Annotated in this window: 21 protein-coding genes and 3 rRNA genes; 22 read left to right on the forward strand and 2 right to left on the reverse strand. The window is 69.3% G+C overall.

Annotated elements, in window-relative coordinates; all coding sequences use genetic code 11:
• Positions 1 to 9: 9 nt before the first annotated feature.
• The 4 genes from N542_RS0111730 (at position 10) to N542_RS0111750 (ending at position 6,009) form a co-directional block, all read left to right on the forward strand.
• Positions 10 to 1,532 (forward strand): 16S ribosomal RNA (locus N542_RS0111730).
• Positions 1,533 to 2,090: 558 nt separating this feature from the next.
• Positions 2,091 to 5,235 (forward strand): 23S ribosomal RNA (locus N542_RS0111740).
• 136 nt (positions 5,236 to 5,371) lie between these two features.
• Positions 5,372 to 5,488 (forward strand): 5S ribosomal RNA (gene rrf / locus N542_RS0111745).
• The 16S, 23S and 5S rRNA genes sit together here, the layout of an rRNA operon.
• A gap of 164 nt (positions 5,489 to 5,652) precedes the next feature.
• Entirely contained in the window at positions 5,653 to 6,009 is a 357-nt protein-coding gene (locus N542_RS0111750) for a single-stranded DNA-binding protein (RefSeq protein WP_028644075.1), read from the forward strand.
• On the opposite strand, the gene N542_RS0111755 is transcribed toward N542_RS0111750, so the two are convergent.
• Positions 5,984 to 7,105 carry a DUF1015 family protein gene (locus N542_RS0111755; RefSeq protein ID WP_028644076.1) on the reverse strand — a complete coding sequence of 374 codons (1,122 nt, stop codon included), beginning with the start codon at positions 7,103 to 7,105 and terminating at the stop codon, positions 5,984 to 5,986. The two genes, N542_RS0111750 and N542_RS0111755, sit on opposite strands and share 26 nt — an antisense overlap.
• Before the next feature lie 47 nt (positions 7,106 to 7,152).
• On the opposite strand from N542_RS0111755, the gene N542_RS0111760 reads away from it, so the two are divergent.
• The 12 genes from N542_RS0111760 to N542_RS0111815 all read left to right on the forward strand — a co-directional run bounded on the left by N542_RS0111760 (position 7,153) and on the right by N542_RS0111815 (position 21,115).
• A complete protein-coding gene (locus N542_RS0111760; protein WP_028644077.1) occupies positions 7,153 to 8,154 on the forward strand; it encodes an HAD-IIA family hydrolase in 1,002 nt (333 codons plus the stop codon).
• A gap of 10 nt (positions 8,155 to 8,164) precedes the next feature.
• On the forward strand, positions 8,165 to 8,362 hold the full coding sequence (locus N542_RS24595) for a hypothetical protein (RefSeq protein ID WP_036507655.1): 198 nt from the start codon (positions 8,165 to 8,167) through the stop codon (positions 8,360 to 8,362).
• Between the two features lie 2 nt (positions 8,363 to 8,364).
• Entirely contained in the window at positions 8,365 to 9,204 is an 840-nt protein-coding gene (locus N542_RS0111770) for a TlyA family RNA methyltransferase (RefSeq protein WP_028644078.1), read from the forward strand.
• Positions 9,201 to 10,181, forward strand: coding sequence for an NAD kinase (locus N542_RS0111775; protein ID WP_028644079.1), 981 nt, complete (start codon positions 9,201 to 9,203; stop codon positions 10,179 to 10,181). The genes N542_RS0111770 and N542_RS0111775 overlap by 4 nt, the downstream gene beginning before the upstream one ends.
• On the forward strand, positions 10,174 to 11,922 hold the full coding sequence (gene recN / locus N542_RS0111780; protein WP_028644080.1) for a DNA repair protein RecN: 1,749 nt from the start codon (positions 10,174 to 10,176) through the stop codon (positions 11,920 to 11,922). The genes N542_RS0111775 and recN overlap by 8 nt, the downstream gene beginning before the upstream one ends.
• A gap of 112 nt (positions 11,923 to 12,034) precedes the next feature.
• Complete coding sequence (gene steA / locus N542_RS0111785) at positions 12,035 to 13,192, forward strand: putative cytokinetic ring protein SteA (protein ID WP_051551669.1); 1,158 nt, start codon at positions 12,035 to 12,037, stop codon at positions 13,190 to 13,192.
• Entirely contained in the window at positions 13,189 to 14,040 is an 852-nt protein-coding gene (locus tag N542_RS0111790) for a copper transporter (protein ID WP_028644082.1), read from the forward strand. The genes steA and N542_RS0111790 overlap by 4 nt, the downstream gene beginning before the upstream one ends.
• A gap of 11 nt (positions 14,041 to 14,051) precedes the next feature.
• On the forward strand, positions 14,052 to 15,737 hold the full coding sequence (locus N542_RS0111795) for a CTP synthase (RefSeq protein WP_028644083.1): 1,686 nt from the start codon (positions 14,052 to 14,054) through the stop codon (positions 15,735 to 15,737).
• Positions 15,738 to 15,748: 11 nt separating this feature from the next.
• The gene (locus N542_RS0111800) at positions 15,749 to 16,336 is read left to right on the forward strand and encodes an NUDIX domain-containing protein (RefSeq protein ID WP_028644084.1); all 588 of its coding nucleotides are present in this window, start codon (positions 15,749 to 15,751) and stop codon (positions 16,334 to 16,336) included.
• Between the two features lie 135 nt (positions 16,337 to 16,471).
• The gene (ald, locus tag N542_RS0111805; protein WP_028644085.1) at positions 16,472 to 17,599 is read left to right on the forward strand and encodes an alanine dehydrogenase; all 1,128 of its coding nucleotides are present in this window, start codon (positions 16,472 to 16,474) and stop codon (positions 17,597 to 17,599) included.
• Complete coding sequence (locus N542_RS0111810) at positions 17,592 to 18,548, forward strand: site-specific tyrosine recombinase XerD (protein ID WP_028644086.1); 957 nt, start codon at positions 17,592 to 17,594, stop codon at positions 18,546 to 18,548. The genes ald and N542_RS0111810 overlap by 8 nt, the downstream gene beginning before the upstream one ends.
• Positions 18,548 to 21,115, forward strand: coding sequence for a DEAD/DEAH box helicase (locus tag N542_RS0111815; RefSeq protein ID WP_036507659.1), 2,568 nt, complete (start codon positions 18,548 to 18,550; stop codon positions 21,113 to 21,115). The genes N542_RS0111810 and N542_RS0111815 overlap by 1 nt, the downstream gene beginning before the upstream one ends.
• A gap of 77 nt (positions 21,116 to 21,192) precedes the next feature.
• On the opposite strand, the gene N542_RS0111820 is transcribed toward N542_RS0111815, so the two are convergent.
• Entirely contained in the window at positions 21,193 to 22,563 is a 1,371-nt protein-coding gene (locus N542_RS0111820; protein ID WP_028644088.1) for a glycoside hydrolase family 26 protein, read from the reverse strand.
• Between the two features lie 191 nt (positions 22,564 to 22,754).
• Between N542_RS0111820 and N542_RS0111825 the strand changes: the two genes are divergently transcribed.
• The 6 genes from N542_RS0111825 to N542_RS0111850 all read left to right on the forward strand — a co-directional run bounded on the left by N542_RS0111825 (position 22,755) and on the right by N542_RS0111850 (position 26,951).
• Positions 22,755 to 23,066, forward strand: coding sequence for a GNAT family N-acetyltransferase (locus tag N542_RS0111825; protein ID WP_028644089.1), 312 nt, complete (start codon positions 22,755 to 22,757; stop codon positions 23,064 to 23,066).
• Positions 23,067 to 23,356: 290 nt separating this feature from the next.
• Entirely contained in the window at positions 23,357 to 24,253 is an 897-nt protein-coding gene (locus N542_RS0111830) for a ParA family protein (protein ID WP_036507661.1), read from the forward strand.
• A 2-nt stretch (positions 24,254 to 24,255) separates the two neighbouring features.
• Entirely contained in the window at positions 24,256 to 24,591 is a 336-nt protein-coding gene (locus N542_RS0111835; RefSeq protein ID WP_442937466.1) for a hypothetical protein, read from the forward strand.
• The gene (locus N542_RS24600; protein ID WP_036507665.1) at positions 24,588 to 25,469 is read left to right on the forward strand and encodes a segregation and condensation protein A; all 882 of its coding nucleotides are present in this window, start codon (positions 24,588 to 24,590) and stop codon (positions 25,467 to 25,469) included. Before N542_RS0111835 ends, N542_RS24600 begins: the two co-directional genes overlap by 4 nt.
• On the forward strand, positions 25,462 to 26,190 hold the full coding sequence (gene scpB / locus N542_RS24605; protein ID WP_036507863.1) for an SMC-Scp complex subunit ScpB: 729 nt from the start codon (positions 25,462 to 25,464) through the stop codon (positions 26,188 to 26,190). The genes N542_RS24600 and scpB overlap by 8 nt, the downstream gene beginning before the upstream one ends.
• Positions 26,187 to 26,951 carry a pseudouridine synthase gene (locus N542_RS0111850; RefSeq protein WP_028644092.1) on the forward strand — a complete coding sequence of 255 codons (765 nt, stop codon included), beginning with the start codon at positions 26,187 to 26,189 and terminating at the stop codon, positions 26,949 to 26,951. Before scpB ends, N542_RS0111850 begins: the two co-directional genes overlap by 4 nt.
• The last annotated feature ends 27 nt before the right edge of the window (positions 26,952 to 26,978 follow it).

The following is a 26,978-nucleotide window of genomic DNA, read 5'->3' on the forward strand; positions in this document are numbered from 1 at the left end:
GTGTTGTTTTCAACGGAGAGTTTGATCCTGGCTCAGGACGAACGCTGGCGGCGTGCTTAACACATGCAAGTCGAGCGGAAAGGCCCTTCGGGGTACTCGAGCGGCGAACGGGTGAGTAACACGTGAGTAATCTGCCCTTGGCTTTGGGATAACTACCGGAAACGGTGGCTAATACCGGATACGACCGATTCCTGCATGGGGGTTGGTGGAAAGTTTTTTCGGCCAGGGATGTGCTCGCGGCCTATCAGCTTGTTGGTGGGGTAATGGCCTACCAAGGCTTCGACGGGTAGCCGGCCTGAGAGGGTGACCGGCCACACTGGGACTGAGACACGGCCCAGACTCCTACGGGAGGCAGCAGTGGGGAATATTGGACAATGGGCGGAAGCCTGATCCAGCAACGCCGCGTGAGGGATGACGGCCTTCGGGTTGTAAACCTCTTTCAGTACCGACGAAGCGCCGATGATGGTGGTGACGGTAGGTACAGAAGAAGCACCGGCCAACTACGTGCCAGCAGCCGCGGTAATACGTAGGGTGCGAGCGTTGTCCGGAATTATTGGGCGTAAAGGGCTCGTAGGCGGTTTGTCGCGTCGGGAGTGAAAACCCAGGGCTTAACTCTGGGCTGGCTTTCGATACGGGCAGACTAGAGGTATGCAGGGGAGAACGGAATTCCTGGTGTAGCGGTGAAATGCGCAGATATCAGGAGGAACACCGGTGGCGAAGGCGGTTCTCTGGGCATTACCTGACGCTGAGGAGCGAAAGTGTGGGGAGCGAACAGGATTAGATACCCTGGTAGTCCACACCGTAAACGTTGGGCGCTAGGTGTGGGGCCTATTCCATGGGTTCCGTGCCGCAGCTAACGCATTAAGCGCCCCGCCTGGGGAGTACGGCCGCAAGGCTAAAACTCAAAGGAATTGACGGGGGCCCGCACAAGCGGCGGAGCATGCGGATTAATTCGATGCAACGCGAAGAACCTTACCTGGGTTTGACATATGCCGGAAAGCTGTAGAGATACGGCCCCTTTTGTCGGTATACAGGTGGTGCATGGCTGTCGTCAGCTCGTGTCGTGAGATGTTGGGTTAAGTCCCGCAACGAGCGCAACCCTCGTCCTATGTTGCCAGCACGTCATGGTGGGGACTCATAGGAGACTGCCGGGGTCAACTCGGAGGAAGGTGGGGATGACGTCAAGTCATCATGCCCCTTATGTCCAGGGCTTCACGCATGCTACAATGGCCGGTACAAAGGGCTGCGATACCGCAAGGTGGAGCGAATCCCAAAAAGCCGGTCTCAGTTCGGATTGGGGTCTGCAACTCGACCCCATGAAGTCGGAGTCGCTAGTAATCGCAGATCAGCAACGCTGCGGTGAATACGTTCCCGGGCCTTGTACACACCGCCCGTCACGTCACGAAAGTCGGCAACACCCGAAGCCGGTGGCCTAACCCTTGTGGAAGGAGCCGTCGAAGGTGGGGCTGGCGATTGGGACGAAGTCGTAACAAGGTAGCCGTACCGGAAGGTGCGGCTGGATCACCTCCTTTCTAAGGAGCACACGCCCCGCACGTTCAGCAACCGGCCAGGTCTTCTGGTCGGTGTGTCTGGGTGGCATTGGTGGTGTTCACTAGTGGAATCGTCGATGATGCTTTGCCCGTTGGGGCTGTCTCTTCTCAGTACTACCTGTCCAGCTTGCTGGTGGGTGTGGAACCTGGAGGGGTGGTCGTGGGGGGTGGGGTTGACACACTGTTGAGTCCTGAGGCATCAGCCGTCAGGCTGGTCTCTTTGGCCCTCCAGGACCGTGTCGTCACTGTGTGGCGGTGTGGCTTGGGTGGGTGTGGATCTTGTGAACTGGATAGTGGACGCGAGCATCTTTGCGTCAACCGTGTGCCTCTTCTGGGTGCTGGTCTTTCTCTGCCTCGTGAGGGGTGGGGGTGGGTCGGGCTTGGTGGGGGTGTGAGCCCTGTCTGTAGGCGGGGGTGGTTGACGCGAATTTTTAAAGCGACAGCCTCTGTGCTGTGCCCCGTGAGTCCATGGGGTGTGGTGCTGTAGACAGAGGGGCTGTTGTTTGTCTGAATCTTTGTAGTTTTTGTTGAGTGTTTGTGCGACAAGCTATGAAGGGCACATGGTGGATGCCTTGGCATCAAGAGCCGATGAAGGACGTAGGAGCCTGCGATAAGCCCTGGGGAGTTGGCAACCGAGCTGTGATCCGGGGGTGTCCGAATGGGGGAACCCAGCACGAGTCATGTCGTGTTACCCACGCCTGAATATATAGGGTGTGTGGAGGGAACGCCGGGAAGTGAAACATCTCAGTACCGGTAGGAAGAGAAAACAAAAGTGATTCCGAGAGTAGTGGCGAGCGAAATCGGATGAGGCTAAACCTTGCGCATGTGATACCCGGCAGGGGTTGTGCGTGGGGGGTTGTGGGACCACTCTGATCGGTCTGCCGGCCGGTCGAACAGTAAGAAAAGCTGGTTGAAGTTGAAGTCCATTGGAAAGTGGCGCCGTAGAGGGTGATAGCCCCGTAAGTGTAAGTCCAGCTCTGTTGAGTGTCATCCCAAGTAACACGGAACCCCTGAAATTCCGTGTGAATCTGGCGGGACCACCCGTTAAGCCTAAATACTCCTTGATGACCGATAGCGGACAAGTACCGTGAGGGAAAGGTGAAAAGTACCCCTGGCGGGGAGTGAAATAGTACCTGAAACCGTGTGCCTACAATCCGTCAGAGCCCGGCTGGCCCCCTCTTTGCAATGGGGTTGTTGGGGTGATGGCGTGCCTTTTGAAGAATGAGCCTGCGAGTTTGCGGTGTGTTGCGAGGTTAACCCGTGTGGGGAAGCCGTAGCGAAAGCGAGTCCTAATAGGGCGTCTGAGTAGCACGCTCAAGACCCGAAGCGAAGTGATCTATCCATGGGCAGGTTGAAGCGCGGGTAAGACCGCGTGGAGGACCGAACCCACTTAGGTTGAAAACTGAGGGGATGACCTGTGGATAGGGGTGAAAGGCCAATCAAACTTCGTGATAGCTGGTTCTCCCCGAAATGCATTTAGGTGCAGCGTCGCGTGTTTCTTGCCGGAGGTAGAGCACTGGATAGCTAATGGGCCCTACAAGGTTACTGACGTTAGCCAAACTCCGAATGCCGGTAAGTGAGAGCGCGGCAGTGAGACAGTGGGGGATAAGCTCCATTGTCGAGAGGGAAACAGCCCAGACCATCAGCTAAGGCCCCTAAGCGGTGACTAAGTGGAAAAGGATGTGGAGTCGCAGTGACAACCAGGAGGTTGGCTTGGAAGCAGCCACCCTTGAAAGAGTGCGTAATAGCTCACTGGTCAAGTGATTCCGCGCCGACAATGTAGCGGGGCTCAAGTCATCCGCCGAAGCTATGGCATTCATGCGTTAACTCGGCCACGAATGTGGTCCAGGTGTGTGGATGGGTAGGGGAGCGTCGTGTCGCGAGTGAAGCTCCGGAGTGATCCAGGGGTGGACGCGACACGAGTGAGAATGCAGGCATGAGTAGCGAATCACGGGCGAGAAACCCGTGCGCCGAATGATCAAGGGTTCCAGGGTCAAGCTAATCTGCCCTGGGTAAGTCGGGACCTAAGGCGAGGCCGACAGGCGTAGTCGATGGACAACGGGTTGATATTCCCGTACCGGCAAAGTAGCGCCCATGACGAACCCGGTGATGCTAACCACCCAAAGCCTTGGTGACCGATCCCTTCGGGGTGAGGCGCCTTGGTGGAGCGTGGGACCCGATCCGGTAGTAGTCAAGCGATGGGGTGACGCAGGAAGGTAGCCCAACCTCAGCGATGGTTGTCTGGGGGTAAGCATGTAGGGGAGACGATAGGCAAATCCGTCGTCTTGTGTTCGATCACGGCCCTGAGATGTGATGCCGAGCCCGTATGGGTGAAGTGGGTAATCCTATGCTGTCGAGAAAAACCTCTAGCGAGCTACGCGCCGCCCGTACCCCAAACCGACTCAGGTGATCAGGTAGAGAATACTAAGGCGATCGAGCGAACCATGGTTAAGGAACTCGGCAAAATGCCCCCGTAACTTCGGGAGAAGGGGGGCCGGATACGTGAACCACCTTGCGTGGGGAAGCGTTGAAGGCCGCAGAGACCAGGCCCAAGCGACTGTTTACTAAAAACACAGGTCCGTGCGAAGTTGTAAGACGATGTATACGGACTGACTCCTGCCCGGTGCTGGAAGGTTAAGGGGACCGGTAAGACACTTCGGTGTCGAAGCTGAGAACTTAAGCCCCAGTAAACGGCGGTGGTAACTATAACCATCCTAAGGTAGCGAAATTCCTTGTCGGGTAAGTTCCGACCTGCACGAATGGAGTAACGACTTGGGCGCTGTCTCAACCATGGACTCGGCGAAATTGCAGTACGAGTAAAGATGCTCGTTACGCGCGGCAGGACGGAAAGACCCCGGGACCTTTACTATAGTTTGGTATTGGTGTTTGGTTCGGCTTGTGTAGGATAGGTGGGAGACTGTGAAGCATTCACGCCAGTGGATGTGGAGTCAACGTTGAAATACCACTCTGGTCGTACTAGATGTCTAACCTAGGACCATTATCTGGTTCAGGGACAGTGCCTGATGGGTAGTTTAACTGGGGCGGTTGCCTCCTAAAATGTAACGGAGGCGCTCAAAGGTTCCCTCAGCCTGGTTGGCAATCAGGTGGCGAGTGTAAGTGCACAAGGGAGCTTGACTGTGAGACAGACATGTCGAGCAGGGACGAAAGTCGGAACTAGTGATCCGGCGTCGGCATGTGGAAGCGGCGTCGCTCAACGGATAAAAGGTACCCCGGGGATAACAGGCTGATCTTCCCCAAGAGTCCATATCGACGGGATGGTTTGGCACCTCGATGTCGGCTCGTCGCATCCTGGGGCTGGAGTAGGTCCCAAGGGTTGGGCTGTTCGCCCATTAAAGCGGCACGCGAGCTGGGTTTAGAACGTCGTGAGACAGTTCGGTCCCTATCCGCCGCGCGCGCAGGAAACTTGAGAAAGGCTGTCCCTAGTACGAGAGGACCGGGATGGACGAACCTCTGGTGTGCCAGTTGTCCCGCCAGGGGCACGGCTGGTTGGCTACGTTCGGAAGTGATAACCGCTGAATGCATCTAAGCGGGAAGCACGTTTCAAGATGAGGTTTCCCACCGGGTAACCGGGTAAGGCCCCCAGCAGAACACTGGGTTGATAGGCCGGAGGTGTACAGCAGCAATGCCTAGCCGACCGGTACTAATAGGCCGAGGGCTTGTCACACAAACCCTCAACAAAAACCTACAACGCGCAGACGAACACACATGTTCGCGTCCACTAACCACACAAGAGCAAACTCAATACAGAGCTTGGTCAAGCCCCACGTGCACACCCCGTGGCCGGCTTGCACCGCAAGAGTTACGGCGGCCATAGCGAAAGGGAAACACCCGGTCCCATCCCGAACCCGGAAGTTAAGCCTTTCAGCGCCGATGGTACTGCAACCGAGAGGTTGTGGGAGAGTAGGACGCCGCCGGACATTCTTTCGAACAGGGCCACCCCCTTGGGGGTGGCCCTGTTTCGCATTTGCGGCCCGTCTTTGGTGCACAGGGCCGTTAGTGACGCCGTCATCCCCAGGGTGCTCCCCGGGCCGGCTCGAGCCGTCGGCTCCGAGCGCCATCGTGTCCGGTGGAGGTGGTGTGCATGTCAGCACAGCAGAAGAAGACGACGCCGGAGTCGGCGATGAACGAGGTCCGGTTGATCGGGCGCATCTCGCAGCGACCCGAGCAGCGGGTCCTGCCCAGCGGCGACGTGCTGTGGACGTTCCGCGTGGTCGTGCCCCGGCCGGAGGGCACCGGACGTACCGCGGTGGACGCGCTCGAGTGCGCGGCTTGGAGCTCGCGCGCCAGGCGCTCGGTCGCCTCGTGGCAGCCCGACGACCTGGTGGAGGTGTCGGGTGCGGTGCGGCGCAGGTTCTTCCGGACCGCAGCGGGGGCCGCCTCACGGGTGGAGGTGGAGATGAGTCGCGGCCGGCTCATTCGTCGCGCAGGGACCGGATGAGCACCCCCACGCTCGGCTTGGGCTGGAAGGAGGTCGCCTTCTCCGGGAGCAGTCGGCCGTGCTCGGCGACGCGCAGGACGTCGGCGAACTCCGGCGCGGGCATCAGGATCGCGAGACCGGGGCGTCGAGCGACGGCGCCGAGGGCCTCGTCGACGGAGTGCGCGTACGCCGTGGCCCGCGGGCCGTGAGCCAGCGCCGGCAGGACGTCACCGTGGAGGACCTCGACGGCGAGGCGCCGGTCGTCGCGTGGCAGCGAGACGGCGGCCCAGTCGTGACCGTCGGTGGCCACGAGCGTGTCGGGCGCGAGCGCGGCGATCGCCTCCTGCGGACCGGCCACGCGGCGGACGGCACCCTCGAGAGGACCGAGGTCAGCCAGCGAGAGTCCGTGCAGGATCCGGTGGATGGCGCCGAGGAAGAACGGGGTGTCCACCTGGTCGACGAGCATGACGAGCCCGGCGTCTGTCGCCGGGGCCAGGTCGGGATGGTCCGTGCGGAGCTGGCCGTACGCGGCATAGCGGTGGTGGCCGTCAGCGATCAGCGTGCGGGCGTCCCGCAGCCCGGCCTCGATGCCGGCGAGGACCGCTGCGTCGCGGATCGCCCAGATCCGGTGGTACTGGCCGGAGCGATCGGTGAACTGGTGGTCAGCAGGTCGGTCGCGGACCCGGCGCAACAGGTCGCGCAGGTCCGCGGGTGCCCGATGGGTGAGCAGGATGGGGGCGGGGTTCATGGCCATGTCGGCCATCCGGTCGGCGAGCTCCCTCGCCTGCGCGAGGTGCACGCCCTCGTGGGGGAGCACGGCGATCTCGTCGCGGCTGGCGGCCGCCCGGGTGAGGTCGAGGGCCCCGACCAGGCCACGGATCGTCACCCCGGAGGTCGTGTACTCGTGCAGGTAGAGCGCCGGCAGCAGGTCTCGCACGACCTGACCGGACTGCTGCCAGGTCGCGAAGCGGGCCGCGACGTCGCGGTAGGGCCGGGCGAAGGCTCGGGCCGAGGCGTGGGCCCCGATGCGGCGTGGGGACAGCATGGTCGCGCGGAACGGCGCCAGCCGGAGCGGGCGGGCCGCCAGGGCAGGGGTGGCGACGACGCCGGAGTCCATCGGAGCATCGTAGGGTGCGGCCACACCTACGATCCGGAGGAGGCGCCGTGCTGGGCACCTCGCACGAGCCGCTGTGCCAGGGCTACGACCTCGCGATGCTCGACCTCGACGGGGTCGTCTACATCAGCGGCGACGCCGTACCCGGTGCGGCCGAACACCTGGCCGCCGCACGGGAGGCCGGCATGCGCCTCGCGTTCATCACCAACAACGCGGCCCGGCCACCGGAGCGGGTGGCCTCGCACCTGCGCGACCTCGGGGTCGCCGCCCAGGTCGAGGACGTCGTCACCTCCGCGCAGGCGGCCGCGCGGCTGCTGCTGGACCGGTTCGGCGAGGGCGCGCGAGTGCTGTGCCTTGGTGCGGACGGCCTCGTGGAGGCGCTCGAGTCCGCCGGTCTGGTGCCGGTCGGACCGGAGGACGAGGCGGCCGCGGTGGCGACCGGCTACGGGCCGGACGTGCAGTGGAGCGCGATCATGCGGGCCGCGGTGCGCATCCGGGACGGGCTCCCGTGGGTGGCAAGCAACACCGACCACACCATCCCGACAGCGTTCGGCGTCGCTCCCGGGCACGGCGTGCAGGTGGCGATGCTGCGCGACTTCACCGGCGTGGACCCGGTGGTCGCGGGCAAGCCAGAGCGGCCGCTGCTCGACGAGACGATCCGGCGTGTCGGCGGCGAGCGGCCGCTGATGGTGGGGGACCGGCTCGACACCGACATCGAGGGGGCCCTGCGCATCGGTCTGGACTCGTTGCTCGTGCTGACCGGGGTCACCGGGCTCGCGGAGCTGGCAGCGGCACCGGAGGAGATGCGGCCGACGTACGTCGCCCCGGACCTCGCGGGACTCGGACAGGCGCACACCGCCCCGGAGCGCACGGACGGCGGTCACCGGCTCGGCGGGTGGCAGGGCAGGGTCGAGCGCGGATCGCTGGTCATCTCGGGCGAGGGTGCGCAGGACGACTGGTGGCGCGTCGCCGCGGCGACCGCGTGGGAGCACCTGGACGACGCCGGCGAGCCGGTGGACCTGGCCGCCGTCAGCCCACCCGCTGCGCGGTAGCCTCGAGCGCATGAGTGAGACCGACCTGCCGGTGCCCGACGAGCCGGAGCGGGTGCGCACCGGGGTGGTGGGGGTCGACGACGTCATCGCCGCTGTCGAGGAGCTCGAGGAGCGGCCGTTGGAGGAGCACGTCGGGGTCTTCGAGGCCGCCCACACCGAGTTGCGCCGCGCCCTCGACAGCACCGACGCGCCGACCGACCCCGCCTGACCGTGCCCCCTCGACGCCTGCGCCTCGACGCGGAGCTGGTCCGACGCGGGCTCGCTCGCTCCCGCGAGCACGCCAGCGAGCTGATCGCCCAGGGTCGGGTCAAGGTCGGCGGCGCCCGGGCAGCGAAGCCGGCGACGGGCGTGACGACGGACGTGGCGATCGTGGTCAGCGCTGACCCGGACCGACCGGACTACGTCTCACGCGGCGGGCACAAGCTGTCGGGGGCGCTGGCGGCCTTCGAGCCGCACGGGTTCGTGGTGGCCGGGCGCCGGTGCCTGGACGCGGGAGCGTCGACGGGCGGGTTCACCGACGTCCTGCTCCGCCACGGTGCACGCGAGGTCGTCGCCGTCGACGTCGGCTACGGGCAGCTCGCCTGGCGCCTGCAGCAGGACGAGAGGGTTGCGGTCCACGACCGCACGAACATCCGCGACCTCACCCCCGAGCTGGTCGCCGGACCCGTCGAGGTGGTGGTGGGCGACCTGTCCTTCATCTCGTTGGAGCTGGTGCTGGACGCCCTGCTCGGGGTGGTGGTGCCCGAGGCCGACCTGGCGCTGATGGTCAAGCCGCAGTTCGAGATCGGCAAGGAGCGACTGGGCAAGGGCGGGGTGGTCCGGGACCCCGAGCAGCGTGCCGAGACGGTCCTCAACGTGGCGGCAGCCGCGGCGAAGCGGGGCTGGGGCGCCCGGATGGTGGCCACCAGCCCGCTGCCGGGACCGTCGGGCAACGTCGAGTTCTTCCTGTGGCTGCGCCGCGGCCCGGCCGAGATCTCCGACGAGGAGATCCACAGCGCCGTGGTGGGAGCCGACCCCCTGGGGGTGGCGGGTGAGAAGGTGGACCCGTGACCAGCCCCGGGACCAGCACCGAGACGACCCAGCAGTCGACGGAGGTCCGTCGCGTCCTGCTCGTCGCGCACACGGGCCGGGACGAGGCCCGGGAGGTGGCCCGTGCCTTCGCGAAGGCGCTGACGTCCCACGGGATCGTGGTGCGGCTGCTCCGCACCGAGGCGGCGGACCTGCTGCTCGAGCCCGGCGGCGAGGGCGTCGAGATCGCGCCCGACGCCGATCCGAGCGCCGGCTGCGAGCTGGTCCTGGTCATCGGCGGCGATGGCACGATCCTGCGTGCCGCGGAGCTCATCCACGGCACCCTCACCCCGGTGCTGGGGGTCAACCTGGGGCACGTGGGCTTCCTGGCCGAGGCCGAGTACGACGACCTCGAGTCGACCATCGACGCGGTCGTCCACCGTCGCTACACCTCGGAGGACCGGCTCACCCTCGACGTCACCGTGCACCGTGACGGCGAGGTCATCGCCCGGACCTTCGCCCTCAACGAGGCCAGCGTCGAGAAGGCCTCGCGCGAGCGGATGATCGAGGTGGTCGTCGAGATCGACGGGCGGCCGCTGTCGCGGTGGGGCTGCGACGGCGTCGTGTGCGCGACGCCGACCGGCTCGACGGCGTACAACTTCAGTGCCGGCGGACCCGTGGTGTGGCCGGGGGTCGAGGCCCTGCTGCTGGTGCCCATCAGCGCGCACGCGCTCTTCGCCCGCTCACTCGTGGTGGCCCCGACCTCGGTGATGGCGGTCGAGGTGCTGGCCCGCACCGACGGCGCCGGGGTGCTGTGGTGCGACGGGCGTCGCACGGTCGACCTGCCGCCGGGTGCGCGCATCGAGGTACGCCGTGGCGCCGTCCCGGTCCGGCTCGTGCGCCTGCACGAGGCGCCGTTCACCGACCGGTTGGTCGCGAAGTTCGGCCTGCCGGTCGAGGGCTGGCGCGGGTCGACCGAGCGTCGCCACCGCGTGGCCCAGGAGATCGGCGATGCTTGAGGAGATCCGGATCACCTCGCTCGGGGTGATCGAGTCGTCCACGCTCGAGCTCGGCCCCGGCCTGACGGTGATCACCGGTGAGACCGGCGCGGGCAAGACCATGATCGTGACCGCCCTCGGGCTGCTCCTGGGCGGCCGTGCCGACACCGGGGCGGTGCGCACGGGCGCGAAGACCGCGCGGGTCGAGGGCGTCGTCCGGGTGGACGGGCTCAGCGGCTTCGCCGGTGCGGTCGAGGACGTCGGCGGGGAGGTCGAGGACGACCTCGTCGTGCTCGCGCGCAACGTCTCGGCCGAGGGCCGGTCGCGGGCGTTCGTCGGTGGCGCGTCGGTGCCTGTGACGGCGCTCGCCCAGGTGGCGGAGCCGCTGGTGGCGGTGCACGGCCAGTCCGACCAGCACCGGCTGCTGCAGGCCCGGGCGCAACGGGAGGCGCTGGACCGCTTCGGCGGTGCGCCGCTGGCCGCGCTGCTGGCGACGTACTCCGCCCTGCACACCCGGCTGGAGGCCGCGGAGGCCGAGCTGGAGGAGGTGGTGGCCACCGCGCGCGAACGCGCCCAGGAGGCCGACCTGCTGCGGTTCGGTCTCGGCGAGATCGAGGCCGTCTCGCCCGAGCCGGGGGAGGACGCCACGCTGGCGGCCGACGAGACCCGGCTGGGCTTCGCCGACACCCTGCGCACGGCGGCCGAGCAGGCCCGCGAGGCGCTCTCCAGCGAGGAGGGCCACCCGGACGCGCTCACGACGGCGTACGCGGCGCGCTCCGCGCTCGACGGGGTGCGCGAGCACGATGCCGAGGCGGGGGAGCTGGCCGACCGACTCGCCGAGCTGACCTACCTGCTGTCCGACCTCGCGGCCGACGTCGCGTCGTACGCCACCCGGATCGACACCGACCCGGCCCGACTCGCCGCCGTCTCGGACCGGCGGGCGGCCCTGACGGCGCTGACGCGCAAGTACGGCGAGACGGTCGACGAGGTGCTCGCCTGGGCCGAGCAGTCGGCGACCCGGCTGCTGAGTCTCGACAACACCGATGAGCGGATCGAGGAGCTGCGCACCCAGCAGGCCACGCTGCGCCGTGACCTCGCCGCCGCGGCGGCAGCGCTCTCCACGGCCCGGAGCAAGGCGGCCGTCCGGCTCGCGAAGGAGGTCACCGCCGAGCTCACCCTGCTGGCGATGCCGCACGCCCGGCTGACGATCGAGGTGCGGCAGAGCGAGGTGGCGGAGCCCGACAGGCTCAGCCGCGGACCGCTGCTGGTCGACGGCCGCTGGCTGCGGCACACCGCCTCCGGGGTCGACGAGGTCGAGCTGCTGCTCGCCGCCAACACCGGCTCCGAGCCGCGGCCCCTCTCCAAGGGAGCGTCCGGTGGCGAGCTCTCGCGCGTCATGCTCGCGCTGGAGGTCGCGCTCGCCGGCACCAGCCCGGTGCCGACCTTCGTCTTCGACGAGGTGGACGCCGGGGTCGGTGGTGCCGCAGCGGTGGAGGTCGGGCGCCGGCTGGCGCTGCTGGCCCGCACCGCCCAGGTGCTCGTGGTCACCCACCTGCCCCAGGTCGCGGCGTACGCCGACCGGCACGTCGTCGTCGAGAAGTCCTCCGACGGCACGGTCACCAGCTCGGGTCTCACGGTCCTCGACGAGTCGCAGCGCGAGCGGGAGCTCTCCCGGATGCTGGCCGGGATGTCCGACTCCGACACGGCCCTGGCGCACGCCCGTGAGCTGCTCGAGGTGGCCCAGGACGCCAGGCGGGCCTGAGGTCCACCGCCCGTCGGCGTGCCGACGCGCCCGGCTGCCAGCGGTGCCCGGATGACCTTGCTGGGTTTGGCACGATGGCGCAGATATGAAGTCTTCAGTTCGCCAACGCCCCGTGGAGGCACGACCCGGGACCGTCGGGACCGCTCGGGTCGAACGCCGGACCCGCGACCTACTGCCGCGGCTGCGCCCAGGCGACATCGCCGTCCTCGACCACCTCGACATGGACCGGGCCAGCGCCCAGGCGCTGGTTGACGCGGGGGTCGTCGCCGTGGTGGATGCCGTGGCGATCATCTCCGGCCGCTACCCGAACCTCGGCCCGCGGACCCTGGCCGACGCCGGTGTCCTCATCGTCGACAGCGTCGGTGCCGCCGGCCTGGCGGCGATCTCCGACGGCGCCACCCTGCGGATCCACGACGGCACCGTCTACGTCGCCGACGAGGAGGTCGCGACCGGTCGGGCGCTCGACAGCGCCGGCGTCGTGGCCGAGATGGAGCGCGCGCAGTCCGGTCTGGCCACGCAGCTGGCGGGCCTGACCCACAACAGCACCGAGCTCCTCCGGCGTGAGCAGGACCTGCTGCTGCACGGGCTCGGGGTGCCTCGGCTGGCCACCCGGGTCGCGCGTCGACCGGCCCTGGTGGTCGTCCGCGACTACGACTACGACACCGAGCTGGCAGCCGTGCGACCGTTCGTGCGCGAGCAGCACCCGGTGGTGGTGGCGGTCGGCGCCGCGGCCGAGGCGCTGCGGGCGGTCGGCGTACGCCCCGACGTCGTCGTGGTCGACGCCGAGGACGACCTGCCGTCGGCGGCCACGCTGCGGGCGGCGCGCGACGTCGTGGTCCGGATCGACCCGGGGAGCGCGCCGCCGATCGTCGAGCAGATCGAGCGGCTCGGGATCCGCCCGGCACTGGTCGAGACGGCGGTCGCACCCGAGGACGCGGCTCTGGTGCTCGTCGACGCCGCCGGCCCGACGGTCATCGTGGCGGTCGGGATGCGGGTCACCGTCGCCGAGCTGCTGGACAGCCAGCGGCCCGGGGCCGCCGGTGCCTTCCTGACCCGGCTCAAGGTGGGGCCGCGGCTCGTCGACGCCGCCGCCGTGCCGCACCTCTACTCCGGTCGCGTCCGGCCCTGGCACCTGATGCTGGTGATGCTCGCCGGCCTGGTGGCGCTCGCGGCGGCCGTGTCCGTGACCCCCGTCGGCCAGGAGTGGGCGGACTCGCTCACGGCCGCGCTCTCCGACCTCTACGACCAAGCTGTGGAGCTGTTCTCGTGATCTCCTACCGACACCACATCGTGTCGCTCGTCGCCGTCTTCCTCGCGCTCGCCGTCGGCGTGGTGCTCGGGGGCGGCCCGCTCACCGACCTCGGTCGCGACGACCGGCCTGCGTCGGCCGCCACCTCGACGTCGCCGGAGCGCCCACGCGGCGCGGACTTCGGGGACACCTTCGCGGCCGCCTCGGCGAAGCGGTTGTACGCCGACCACCTCGCCACCCACCAGGTCGCGGTCGTCGCGATGCCCGGCGCGGACGCCGACACCGCCGCCGCACTGGTGGCCCAGGTCGGAGCCGCGGGCGGCAAGGTCTCCGGGACGTACGCCGTCCGCGCGGCGCTGACCGATCCGGGGCAGAAGTCGCTCGTCGACACCCTCGGCAGCCAGCTGATGACCCAGCTCGGTGACGCCATCGACCCCGATGCCCCGACGTACGAGCGGCTGGGTCAGCTCCTCGGGCTCGCCGTCGCCGGCACCGGCAGCGACGTCGAGACGGTGCGGGAGAGCCTGGCGGGCGCGGAGCTGGTCGGCACGTCCAAGGACGCCACGACCGGTGACGTGGTGCTCGTCGTCCTCGGCGACCACACCGACCCGGCGATCCTCTCCGGCGTCTCCACCGGCCTCGCCACGTCCACGGGTGTCGTGGTCGTCGGCACGACCCGGTCCGGCCGGGGCAGCGGAGACCTGGTCGCCCTGCGCGCGGACCCGGCCGCGAAGGCCGTCGGCACCGTCGACGGGGGCGAGACGACCCTCGGTCAGGTGACCGCGACGCTCGCCCTGATCCGGTCGTTGAGCAAACCGGGCGGTGCCTTCGGAGCGTCGGGTTCGGCGGGAGCGGTCCCTCTCACGTAGGATCGAGTTCCGTGAACAACCGGACGCCCACCAAGCACGTATTCGTCACCGGGGGCGTCGCCTCTTCCCTCGGGAAGGGCCTGACGGCATCGAGCCTCGGCAGTCTGCTGAAGGCGCGTGGTCTGCGCGTGACCATGCAGAAGCTGGACCCCTACCTCAACGTCGACCCCGGGACGATGAACCCCTTCCAGCACGGCGAGGTCTTCGTGACCAACGACGGCGCGGAGACCGACCTCGACATCGGCCACTACGAGCGGTTCCTCGACACCGACCTCGGTCAGATCGCGAACGTCACGACCGGCCAGGTCTACTCGAGCGTGATCGCCAAGGAGCGCCGTGGCGACTACCTCGGCGACACCGTGCAGGTGATCCCGCACATCACCAACGAGATCAAGGACCGGATCCTGGCCATGGGCGGCCCGGAGGTCGACGTCGTGATCACCGAGGTCGGCGGCACCGTCGGCGACATCGAGTCGCTGCCCTTCCTGGAGGCCGCCCGCCAGGTGCGCCACGACATCGGCCGGGGCAACGTCTTCTTCCTGCACGTCTCGCTGGTGCCCTACATCGGCCCGTCCGGTGAGCTGAAGACCAAGCCGACCCAGCACTCGGTGGCCGCGCTGCGCCAGGTCGGCATCCAGCCGGACGCCGTCGTCTGCCGCGCGGACCGCGAGCTGCCCGACTCCATCAAGCGCAAGATCTCGCTGATGTGCGACGTCGACCAGGAGGCCGTGGTCACCGCCGCGGACGCGCCGTCGATCTACGACATCCCGAAGGTGCTGCACCGCGAGGGCCTCGACGCCTACGTCGTACGCCGTCTCGACCTGCCCTTCCGCGACGTCAACTGGACCGTGTGGGACGACCTGCTCCGCCGGGTGCACCACCCGAAGGAGGAGGTCACGGTCGCGCTGGTCGGCAAGTACATCGACCTGCCGGACGCCTACCTGTCGGTCGGCGAGGCGCTGCGTGCCGGCGGCTTCGCCCACGAGGCCAAGGTCAACATCCGCTGGATCGCCTCCGACGAGTGCGAGACCCCGCACGGCGCCGCCAAGCACCTCAGCGACGTCGACGCGATCTGCGTGCCGGGCGGGTTCGGCATCCGTGGGCTCGAGGGCAAGCTCGGCGCCCTCACCTACGCCCGGACGCACGGCATCCCGACCCTGGGCCTGTGCCTCGGCCTGCAGTGCATGGTGATCGAGTACTCCCGCCAGGTGCTCGGCCTCGAGAAGGCCGGCTCGACGGAGTTCGACCCCGACACCCCCGAGCCCGTCATCGCGACGATGGCGGAGCAGGTGAGCTTCGTCGAGGGCGCGGGCGACCTCGGCGGCACCATGCGCCTGGGCCTCTACCCGGCCGCGCTCAAGGAGGGCACGATCGCCCGCAAGGTGTACGACGCCCCGCTGATCGAGGAGCGCCACCGGCACCGCTACGAGGTCAACAACAGCTATCGCGACCAGCTCGAGCAGGCCGGCCTGGTCTTCTCGGGCACCTCGCCCGACAACAACCTGGTCGAGTTCGTCGAGCTGCCCCGCGAGGTGCACCCCTACTACGTCTCGACGCAGGCGCACCCCGAGCTGCGCTCGCGCCCGACCCGCCCGCACCCGCTCTTCGCCGGTCTGGTCGGTGCCGCGATCGAGCGGCAGAAGGAGCTGCGCTTCCCGATCGACGAGAGCCTGCTGCGTCGCGCGGACGAGGACTGAGGGGCGATCGCGTGCCCGAGGTCGTCGACCACGACGAGTCCTGGCCGGTCGTGCGGTCGGTGGACCTGCACCGCGACGACTGGGTGGTCGCCCTGCGCGAGGACCACCTGCAGCGCCCGGGCCATCCCGAGGACGAGCCCTTCACCCGGCTCGTGCTCGAGCACCCGGGCGCGGTCGTGATCCTGGCGGTCGACGAGCAGGAGCGGGTGCTGTGCCTCTGGCAGTACCGGCACCCTGCCGAGCGGACCTTCGTCGAGCTGCCGGCCGGCCTGCTCGACGTCGCCGGCGAGGACCCGCTGGAGGCCGCACGGCGCGAGCTGGTCGAGGAGGCGGGCCTCGGGGCAGCGGAGTGGACGCCGATCGGCTCGACGTACTCCTCGCCGGGGATCTCCTCCGAGCGGCACCACTACTTCCTGGCGCGCGGCCTGGCCGAGCAGGATCGCGGCGACTTCGTCGCGCACCACGAGGAGGCCGAGATGCAGACCGGGTGGGTGCCGGCCCGTGAACTCCACGCGGCCGTCGTGGACGGCCGGGTCGGTGACGGGCACACGGTGATCGCGGTCCTGATGGCGCAGGCGCAGGGCCTTCTGGAAGTCTGAGGGGCACGAGCTCCGCCGGCCGGTGTCGCCACCCCTTGACATCGGCTGCGGAATCAGTGGCAATAAGGTCATTGCAGTACGGATCGAGTGTCCAGATCGGACATTCACAACGGTATCGATGACAGGAGCGAGTCGGTGAAGGTCGGCGTCCCCAAGGAAGTCAAGAACCACGAGTACCGGGTGGCGATCACCCCGATCGGTGTGCACGAGCTGGTCGCGCACGGCCACCAGGTCTTCGTCGAGCGCGGCGCGGGCGTCGGCTCGTCGATCGGCGACGAGGAGTACGTCGCCGCCGGTGCGACGATCGTGTCCGACGCGGATGCCGCGTGGGGCACCGACGGCAGCATCGACCTGGTCCTCAAGGTCAAGGAGCCGGTCGCGGAGGAGTACCACCGGATGCGGGAGGGGCTGACGCTCTTCACCTACCTGCACCTGGCCGCGGACAAGCCCCTCACCGAGGAGCTGCTGGCCCGCAAGATCACCGGCATCGCCTACGAGACCGTGCAGCTGCCCTCGGGAGGGCTGCCGCTGCTCTACCCGATGTCGGAGGTCGCGGGCTGCCTCGCGCCCCAGGTCGGCGCCTACTCGCTGATGAAGGCCCAGGGCGGCCGGGGCGTGCTGATGGGAGGCGTGGGTGGTGTCGCGAACGCCAAGGTCGTGATCATCGGTGCCGGCGTCTCCGGGCAGAACGCGGCCAACATCGCGCTCGGCATGGGCGCGGACGTCACGCTGCTCGACAACGACCTGGACAAGCTGCGGATGTCGTTCTGGCGCTACAACAACCAGGTGCACGGTCTGGCGTCGTCCAAGCTCGCGATCGAGCAGCAGGTGACCGAGGCCGACATGGTCATCGGCGCGGTGCTGATCCCGGGTGCGGCCGCTCCCAAGCTGGTCAGCAACGAGCTGGTCTCGCGGATGAAGCCGGGCTCGGTGCTGGTCGACATCGCCGTCGACCAGGGCGGCTGCTTCGAGGACACGCACGCGACCACGCACGCGGACCCGACGTACCAGGTGCACAACTCGACCTTCTACTGCGTGGCGAACATGCCCGGCGCGGTGCCGAACACCTCGACGTACGCGCTGACCAACGCGACCCTGCCGTACGCCGTCGCGCTGGCCGACAAGGGCTGGGCGCAGGCGTGCCGCGACAACGGGGCGCTCGCGCTGGGCCTCAACACGCATGCCGGGCAGCTGACGAACGCTCCCGTCGCTGCCGCGGTCGGCATCGACGCCGTGAGCCTGGACGGAGTCCTCGCTGAGTGACGTCCCCCGTGCGGTCCGCACCTACCTCGACCACCTCTCGGTCGAGCGCGGGCTCGCGACGAACACGCTGACGTCGTACCGCCGTGACCTGCGGCGGTACGACGGCTACCTGGCCGAGCGCGGCATCGCGGACCTCGACCAGGTGACCGAGGCGGTCGTCACCGACTTCCTGGTGCGGCTGCGCGAGGGCGATGGCGAGCACCCGCCGCTGAGCTCGACGTCGGCGGCGCGCACCGTGGTGGCGGTGCGGGGCTTCCACAAGTTCGCCGTCGCCGACGGGCTGGCCGTCGCCGACCCCGCGAGCGGGGTGAAGCCGCCGACGCCGGCGAAGCGGCTGCCCAAGGCGCTGCCGCTCTCCGACGTCGAGGCGATCCTGGAGGTCGCCGGCGCACCCGGGACGACGCTCGCGCTGCGGGACCGGGCCCTGCTCGAGCTGCTGTACGGCACCGGCGCGCGGATCTCGGAGGCGGTCGGGCTCGACGTCGACGACCTGGACGCCGTCGAGGGCACCGTGCTGCTGCGCGGCAAGGGCAGCAAGGAGCGGATCGTCCCGGTCGGGTCCTTCGCCCGCGAGGCCATCGACGCCTACCTGGTGCGGGGCCGGCCCGAGCTGGCGACCGTGTCCCCGACCGGGTCGACCGGCCCGATGATCGGTCGGGGCAACGGGGGAGCGCTCTTCCTCAACGCCCGCGGCGGACGGCTCTCCCGCCAGTCGGCGTGGGCGGTCCTGGTCAAGGCCGCCGACCGGGCCGGCGTCACCAGGGACGTGTCGCCGCACACGCTGCGGCACTCGTTCGCCACCCACCTCATCGACGGGGGCGCCGACGTCCGCGTGGTGCAGGAGCTGCTCGGGCACGCCTCGGTGACCACGACCCAGGTCTACACGCTCGTCACGGTCGACAACCTCCGCGAGGTCTTCGCGACCGCCCACCCGAGAGCCCGAGACTGATGCCGCCCCCGACCGAGCTCGATGCCGACGCCGTGCTCGACGACATCACGGCGTACGCCGGAGGCCTGGGCCTCGAGCTCTACCCGCACCAGGAGGAGGCGATCCTCTCGGTCCTAGCCGGCGACAACGTCATCCTCGCGACGCCGACCGGATCCGGGAAGTCGCTGGTCGCCGTTGGCGCCCACAAGGCCGCGATGGCCTCCGACCGGGTGTCCTTCTACACCGCACCGATCAAGGCGCTGGTGAGCGAGAAGTTCTTCGCACTGTGCGAGGTCTTCGGGGCCGACGACGTGGGGATGCTGACCGGCGACGCCTCGGTCAACCCGGACGCCCCGATCATCTGCTGCACCGCCGAGGTGCTCGCCAACATCGCGCTGCGCGAGGGGGAGCGGGCCGACGTCGGGCTGGTCGTGATGGACGAGTTCCACTTCTACGCCGAGCCGGACCGCGGCTGGGCGTGGCAGGTGCCGCTGCTCGAGCTGCCGCAGGCGCAGTTCCTGCTGATGTCGGCCACGCTCGGCGACGTCACCGAGCTCGCGGCGGACATCAGCCGCCGCAACGGCCGCGAGACGACGGTCGTCGACGACGCCGTACGCCCGGTGCCGTTGCACTTCTCCTGGCAGCTGACGCCGCTGGTCGAGACCCTCGAGGAGCTGGTGACGACCGGACAGGGGCCGGTGTACGTCGTGCACTTCACCCAGAAGGACGCCGTCGAGCACGCCACGTCGCTGCTGAACGCCGGCTGGGCGGGGGCGGACCGGGCGCAGCGCGACGAGCTCGCGGAGCGGCTGGCGGGCTTCCGGTTCGGCGCGGGCTTCGGCAAGACCCTGTCCAAGCTGCTGCGCCGGGGGATCGGCGTCCACCACGCCGGGATGCTGCCCCGCTACCGCCGGGTGGTCGAGCAGCTCGCTCAGGCCGGGCTGCTGCGGGTCATCAGCGGCACCGACACGCTCGGTGTCGGCATCAACGTGCCGATCCGTACGGTGCTCTTCACCGCGCTCGCGAAGTACGACGGCAACCGCTCGCGGGTGCTGCGCAGCCGGGAGTTCCTGCAGATAGCCGGCCGGGCGGGCCGGGCGGGCTACGACACGGCCGGGTACGTCGTCGTCCAGGCTCCGGAGCACACCATCGCCAACGAGCGGGCCAAGGCGAAGTCGGCCGCCAAGAACGCGGCGATGAGCGAGGAGAAGCGGGCCAAGCGCGGCAGCAAGGCGCAGCTCAAGAAGCCGCCCGAGGGCACGGTGGTGTGGACCGAGCAGACCTACGACAAGCTCGTCCACGGACAGCCCGAGCCGCTGGTGTCGCGGATGAAGGTCGACAACGCGATGCTGATCAACGTCCTCGCCCGCGAGGAGGACGCGTTCGCCGTGATGCGGCGGCTGCTCACCGACAACCACGAGGACCGCCGCCAGCAGCTGCGGCTGTCGCGGCGGGCGCTGCGCCTGGCGCGCTCGCTGCTCCGGTCGGGCACGCTCACCCGGCTCGACGAGGTCGACGAGCTCGGCCGGCGCTACGTCCTGACCGTCGACCTGCCGACCGACTTCGCGCTCAACCAGCCGCTCGCGCACTTCGCGCTCGCCGCGCTCGACCTGCTCGACCCGGAGGCGGAGACCTACACGCTCGACATCGTCTCGGTCATCGAGGCGGTCCTGGAGGGGCCGCGGCAGATCCTCTACCAGCAGCAGCACGTCGCGCGCGGCGAGGCCGTGGCCGAGATGAAGGCCGACGGCATCGAGTACGAGGAGCGGATGGTGCTGCTCGAGGACGTCACCTGGCCGCAGCCGCTGGCCGAGCTGCTCACCGCGACGTACGAGATCTATCGCGAGCGGCACCCCTGGCTCCGCGACGACGCGCTGTCGCCCAAGGCGATCGTGCGCGAGATGTACGAGCAGGGGATGAGCTTCACCGACTTCGTGAGCCGCTACCAGCTCGCGCGCTCCGAGGGGCTGGTGCTGCGCTACCTCACCGACGCCTACCGGACGCTGCGCCAGACGGTGCCCGAGGCGCACCGCACCCCGGAGCTGGACGACCTCGTCGAGTGGCTGGGCGAGACCGTCCGGCAGACCGACTCCTCGCTGCTCGACGAGTGGGAGGCGCTCAACGATCCCGACCACGTGCGCGCCGACGTGGCGCACCACGAGCCGCCGCCCTCACCGCGGGCGATCTCGAAGCAGACGCGGGCCTTCCGGGTGATGATCCGCAACGCGATGTGGCGCCGCGTCGAGCTGGTGGGCCGCGACAACCTCGACGGGCTGATGGCGATGGAGCGCGCGGCGGCCGACCGCACGGACCCGCCGGCGGAGGTCGTGATGACCCGCTCGGCCTGGGACGAGGCGATCGAGCTCTACTACGCCGAGCACGGCGAGGTGCTGCTCGACGCCGACGCCCGCGGGCCGGCGCTGCTCGAGGTCACCGAGTCCGGTCGGTCGTGGCAGGTGCGGCAGACCATCCACGACCCCGAGGGCCACCACGACTGGGTGATCGACGGCGTCGTGGACGTCGACGCCTCCGACGAGACCGGCGAGCTGGTGCTGGCCGCGGTGGCGATGCAGCGCCTCGGCGGCTGACCTCTGCGTCGAGACACCCGGAGTGGTCGTGGAATCAGCGGATGCGCAGCCACTGAGGGTGTCTCGACGATCCGGCGTCAGGGACCGACCAGGCAGAAGCCGTCGCGGCAGCCGTCGAGCCACGTCCGCCCACGGGTGAGAGAGGCCAGCTGCTTCCTGCCCGTCGAGTCGTCGAACCAGAGCATGGCCCACAGCGGCGGGTTGGCCAGGGTGCGGGCCGTGGCGGCGATGACGGCGGGGTCCCAGGCGCCGTCGGGGCTGTCCGAGGGGCCGACCTCGGTGAAGGTCATCCGGCGCACCTTGGCCGCCACCGCGGCGTACCCGGCGGTCGAGAGCCGGTCGGCGGAGCTGCCGGCGCCGACCTCGGGGTCGTAGCTGTCCAGGCCGGCCAGGTCGACCTTCGCGGGGAGCAGCGTCACCGGGGAGGTGATGTGGCTGCCGGTGTCGGCGTTGAAGCTGTAGGCCCACAGCACGTTGTGGACGCCGAGGCTCGCGGCCCGCGCCTGCATCGCCGTCCACAGGCTCCGGTAGGTGGAGGGCGCCGGGTGGCCCCACCAGAACCAGCTGCCGTTGGCCTCGTGGAGGGGGCGGAACACCACGGCGACACCGGCCTGCTGCAGCTGGAGCAGGAGCGCCATCCGAGCTTCGAAGCCCGCCCAGAAGGCCTCGGCCGCCGGCGTCGCCGGTCGCAGGAGGGAGCCCAGGTCGGACCAGCTGCGGTCCCCGTAGCCGCCGCCGGTGCCCGGGTTGGGTGGGTGCCAGGAGGCGCTCAGCACGGCGCCGGCCTGCGCCCGGGCGACGAGCGCGTCGAGCGGCGCGACCGGGAAGCCGTAGGTCTGGCCCTGGGCCAGCTCCTCGAGGTCGAAGCCGACCACCGGGACGGCCCGGGAGCCCAGGGAGGTGAGCGGCGCGGCGTACGCGCTGTTGGAGACGTTGAGCTGCTGGCCGGCCGCCATCGTGCGGGCCGCCTGCCAGCGGTCGAGGCGGGCGGCGAGGCAGCGCGCGGCGGTGGTGGCCCGCGTGTCCACGAGCGGGGTGCGGGGGGCGCAGCGGCCGGCCGGCGTCACGGTGAGCGTGACCGGCGAGGACGTCGCTCGGCGCGCCGGCACCGGCGAGGTACGGCGCACCCGGAACCGCTGGGACCCGGCTGTCGACGAGGAGAGCCGGACCTGCGCCCGGCCGTGGGCGTCGGTCCGCGGACGGGAGTAGGTGACCCACCGGCCCGACACCCATCGCTGGACGACCAGGGTGACGCCCCTGCGCGCCGGCGACAGGCGAGCGGTGAGGGTGGCGGGATCGCCGACCTGGACGGTGCCGGCGCCGACGCGGGCGGTCAGCGTGACGTGAGGTGGGCGTGCTCGCGCGACGACGGGGGTCACCCCCGTCGCGATCAGTCCCCCCGTGAGCAGCCCGGACAGCACGAGCCGCACGGCCCCCCACCGGTGCATCCGTCCAGGCTACCGGCGAGGATTCCTTTCGGACGATCCTTCGGGCAACTCCCGACGACCTCTCAGGTGCTGCCTCCGGCGTGCCGATGGTGCGGTTCAACCGGCTGGGTGAGCACCTCCTACCGGGGCGTGTCCGGTCGGGCCGGCGTGCGAGCGGTTGCCTGCCGCAGGTCCGCGCCTAGGCTGGGCGCATGGCCGACGTCGAGACCTCCCACAACCCCGCCGAGCACCGCTACGAGGCGCACCTCGACGGGGAGCTCGCCGGGTTCGCGGAGTACCAGCTCACCGACGCGCTGGTGATCTTCACCCACACCCAGGTGGACCCGACGTTCGAGGGCAAGGGCATCGGCTCGACCCTCGCGCGGTTCGCGCTGGACGACGTACGCGCCACCGGGACGCACCAGGTGCTGCCCCTGTGCCCCTTCATCAAGAGCTGGATCGACAAGCATCCCGAGTACGCCGAGCTCGTGCACGGCGTGCCGCAGAGCACCGTCACGGACTGATCCGTCATCCACAGGTGAGTGCACAGGGGACCCCTGCCCTGTGCACCCACGCGGGGCCGAGTGCACAGATTGCCCCGCCCGCCTGGGGGTTTCCGCCCCGCTGTTGTCGCCGTCGGTGGGCGGTCCTAGGCTCGCGCACAGTCGGCCACAAGTCGCCGTGTCGACATGTCGGGGAGGAGCGTCGGATGAGCTCAGGTGGGACGTTCGAAGCCGGCGCGATGCCACCCCTGGTCCGCACCCCCCGTCCTCCCGACGACCTGCCTTCCCCCGACCCGCGAGATGAGCTGCCTGTGTCCGACGTCCTGCCCTTCGAGCGCCCGGCGAGCCCCTCGCCCGTGACCGAGCCGGTGATGGGCCCGACCGGTCGCCCGATGCCGGTGCTGCCCGAGCCGGGCCCGGTCGTCAGCCACGGCCGCGCCCGGGTCGTCTCCATGTGCAACCAGAAGGGCGGCGTGGGCAAGACCACGACGACCATCAACCTCGGTGCGTCGCTGGCGGAGTACGGCCGCAAGGTGCTGCTCGTCGACTTCGACCCGCAGGGCTCGCTCTCGGTCGGCCTGGGGCTCAACCCCCACGAGATGGAGCTGTCCATCTACAACCTGCTGATGGAGAAGGACGTCACCCTCCAGGACGTCGTGGTCCCGACCGGGGTGGCCGGGATGGACCTGCTGCCGTCCAACATCGACCTGTCCGCCGCCGAGGTGCAGCTCGTCCACGAGGTGGCGCGTGAGCAGACCCTGCAGCGGGTGCTCGCGCCGGCGCTCTCGGAGTACGACGTCATCCTGATCGACTGCCAGCCGTCGCTCGGCCTGCTGACGGTCAACGCGCTGACCGCCTCCGACGGCGTGATCGTGCCGTTGGAGTGCGAGTACTTCGCCCTGCGCGGCGTGGCGCTGCTCAAGACGACCATCGACAAGGTCCGCGAGCGGCTCAACCCCAAGCTGGAGATCTACGGCGTGCTCGGCACGATGTACGACGGCCGCACGCTGCACAGCCGCGAGGTGATGGACCGGCTGGTCCAGGCGTGGGGCGACACCGTCTTCCACACCGTGATCCGCCGGACCGTGAAGTTCTCCGACGCGACCGTGGCCGGCGAGCCGATCACGGCGTACGCCTCGAGCTCTGCCGGTGCTGACTCCTACCGTCAGCTGGCCAGGGAGGTGCTGGCTCGTTGGCCCGACGAGTGAGCCTGCCGGCCGCCGACGACCTCTTCCGCCGTACGGCCGAGGTCGCCTCCGAGACCCCGGCCGAGACCCGCGCCGAACCCGTGGCCGAGGTCGCGGACGACGTCGAGGCAGCGCCGAAGAGGCCGAGCGGTCGCGTCCGCCACGACGAGAAGATGACGGTCTACGTGACCTCCGACGAGCTGCTCGACATCGAGCACGCCCGGTTGGGGCTGCGTCGCGCGCACGGCCTGGCCGTCGACCGCGGACGGCTGGTCCGCGAGGCCATCGCGCTGGTGCTGGCCGACTTCGAGGCGCACGGTGACGACAGCGCGCTGGTCCGACGATTGACCGAGGAATGACGGCCCCGGTCGTCGACGAGACCGCGGGGGAGTCCGCGCCGGCCTTCGCTCTGCACCTCGACAACTTCGAGGGTCCCTTCGACCTGCTGCTCAGCCTGATCTCCAAGCACAAGCTCGACATCACCGAGGTCGCGCTGTCGCGCGTCACCGACGAGTTCATCGCGCACGTGAAGGCCGGCGGGCCGATCTGGGACCTCGAGCAGACCACGTCGTTCCTGCTCGTCGCCTCGACGCTGCTCGACCTCAAGGCCGCCCGGCTGCTGCCGTCCGGTGACGTCGAGGACGAGGAGGACCTCGCCCTGCTGGAGGCGCGCGACCTGCTCTTCGCCCGGCTGATGCAGTACCGCGCGTTCAAGCAGGTCGCCTCGGTCCTCGAGCAGCGGCTGGCGGTGGAGTCGCGCCGGCACCCGCGCGCGGTCGGCCTGGAGGAGCGGTACGCCGGGCTGCTGCCGGAGGTGCTGATCGGGATCGGGCTGGAGCAGTTCGCCCAGCTCGCCGCGAAGGCGCTGGAGCCCAAGCCCGTCCTCGAGCTCTCGCTGCACCACATCCACGCCGCGAAGGTCAGCGTGCGCGAGCAGGCGGCGCTGGTCGTCGACCGGCTCCGCCGCAACGGCTCGATGACCTTCCGGGCCCTGTGCGGCGACTCGCCGGACCGGCTCACGACGGTGGCGCGCTTCTTGTCGCTGCTGGAGCTCTTCCGCGAGGGGGCGGTCGGCTTCGACCAGCTGACCCCGCTCGGCGAGCTCACCGTACGGTGGACCGGAGACGACGACACGGCCGTGGAGGACCTGGTCACCGACGAGTTCGACGGCGCGCCGCCGGTGGCTGACGCGGCGCCCGACCACGCAGACGCACAGGGAGATGACGGCGATGAGTGAGACCGAGGTCGAGGACGTCGCGGCCGAGCAGTCCGAGGAGCGGCTCGCCGTACCGCTGACCGCGCTGCGTCCCGCGCTCGAGGCGCTGCTGATGCTCGCCGACCAGCCGATGGAGACCGTCGCGCTGGCCACCGCGGTGAGCTATCCCGTCGACGAGGTGACGGCGGCGCTGAGCGCGCTCGCCGAGGAGTACACCGAGCAGGGGCGTGGCTTCGACCTGCGCAACGTGGGCGGCGGCTGGCGCTACTACACCCGCGACGAGTACGCCGCGGTGGTCGAGGCCTACGTGCTCGACGGTCAGCAGGCTCGACTCACTCAGGCGGCGTTGGAGACGCTCGCCGTGGTCGCCTACAAGCAGCCGGTGTCCCGGGCGCGGGTGTCGGCGATCCGCGGGGTCAACGTCGACGGCGTGATGCGCACCTTGCTGGCCCGCGGCCTGGTCGAGGAGGCCGGGCAGGACCACGAGACCCAGGCGAACCTCTACCGGACGACCGGCTACTTCCTCGAGCGGATCGGCGTCACCTCGCTCGACGAGCTGCCCGAGCTGGCGCCGTACCTGCCCGACATGGCCGACCTCGAGGACGAGCTGGCCGAGATGGTCGCCCCGCCGCCGGTCGCCAGCGAGCCGGCTCCGGAGCCCGAGCATCCGCACACCTCGCCGCATGCCTCGCCGCACAGCGGCGACGGCACCGAGCCCGATGGCGGGACCGAGCCGACATGAACGACGTGCACAGCTCGGGCCTGGAGATGGACGACGACGGCCTGATCCGGCTGCAGAAGCTGCTGGCGATGTCCAACGTCGCCTCGCGCCGCAAGTGCGAGGAGCTGATGCTCGAGGGCCAGGTCGAGGTCGACGGCGAGATCGTCACCCGGCTCGGCACCAAGGTCGACCCGCGCACCGCGGTGATCCGGGTCAGCGGCAAGCGGCTGCCGCCGATCTCGGAGAAGGTCTACCTGGCCGTCAACAAGCCGCGCGGCGTGGTGTCGACGATGTCGGACCCCGAGGGCCGGCGTACGTTGCAGGACCTGGTCGCCGACCGGCCCGAGCGGCTCTTCCACGTCGGCCGGCTCGACACCGACACCGCCGGGCTCATCATCCTGACCAACGACGGTGACTTCGCCCAACGGCTGGCGCACCCGTCGTACGAGGTGGACAAGACGTACGTCGCCGAGGTCGAGGGCGAGATCTACCGCCGCACGCTCAAGCAGCTGGTCGAGGGCGTCACGCTCGAGGACGGGCCGGTGACCGTCAGCAACGCTCGGATCATCGAGGCCGGCAAGGACAAGTCGATCGTGGAGCTGGTGATCCACGAGGGCCGCAACCGGATCGTGCGGCGGCTGATGGAGCACATCGGCTACCCCGTGCGCCGGCTCACGCGCACCCAGATCGGGCCGGTCGTGCTGCGGGGCCTGCTGTCAGGGGAGATGCGCGACCTGACGCTCGACGAGCTGGGCGAGCTGCTGGACAACGCGGCGCTGTAGGTCGGGTTCGGGGGGTTTCGAGGCTCG

Source organism: Nocardioides sp. URHA0020 (genome assembly GCF_000620705.1).
Taxonomy (GTDB): domain Bacteria; phylum Actinomycetota; class Actinomycetes; order Propionibacteriales; family Nocardioidaceae; genus Nocardioides.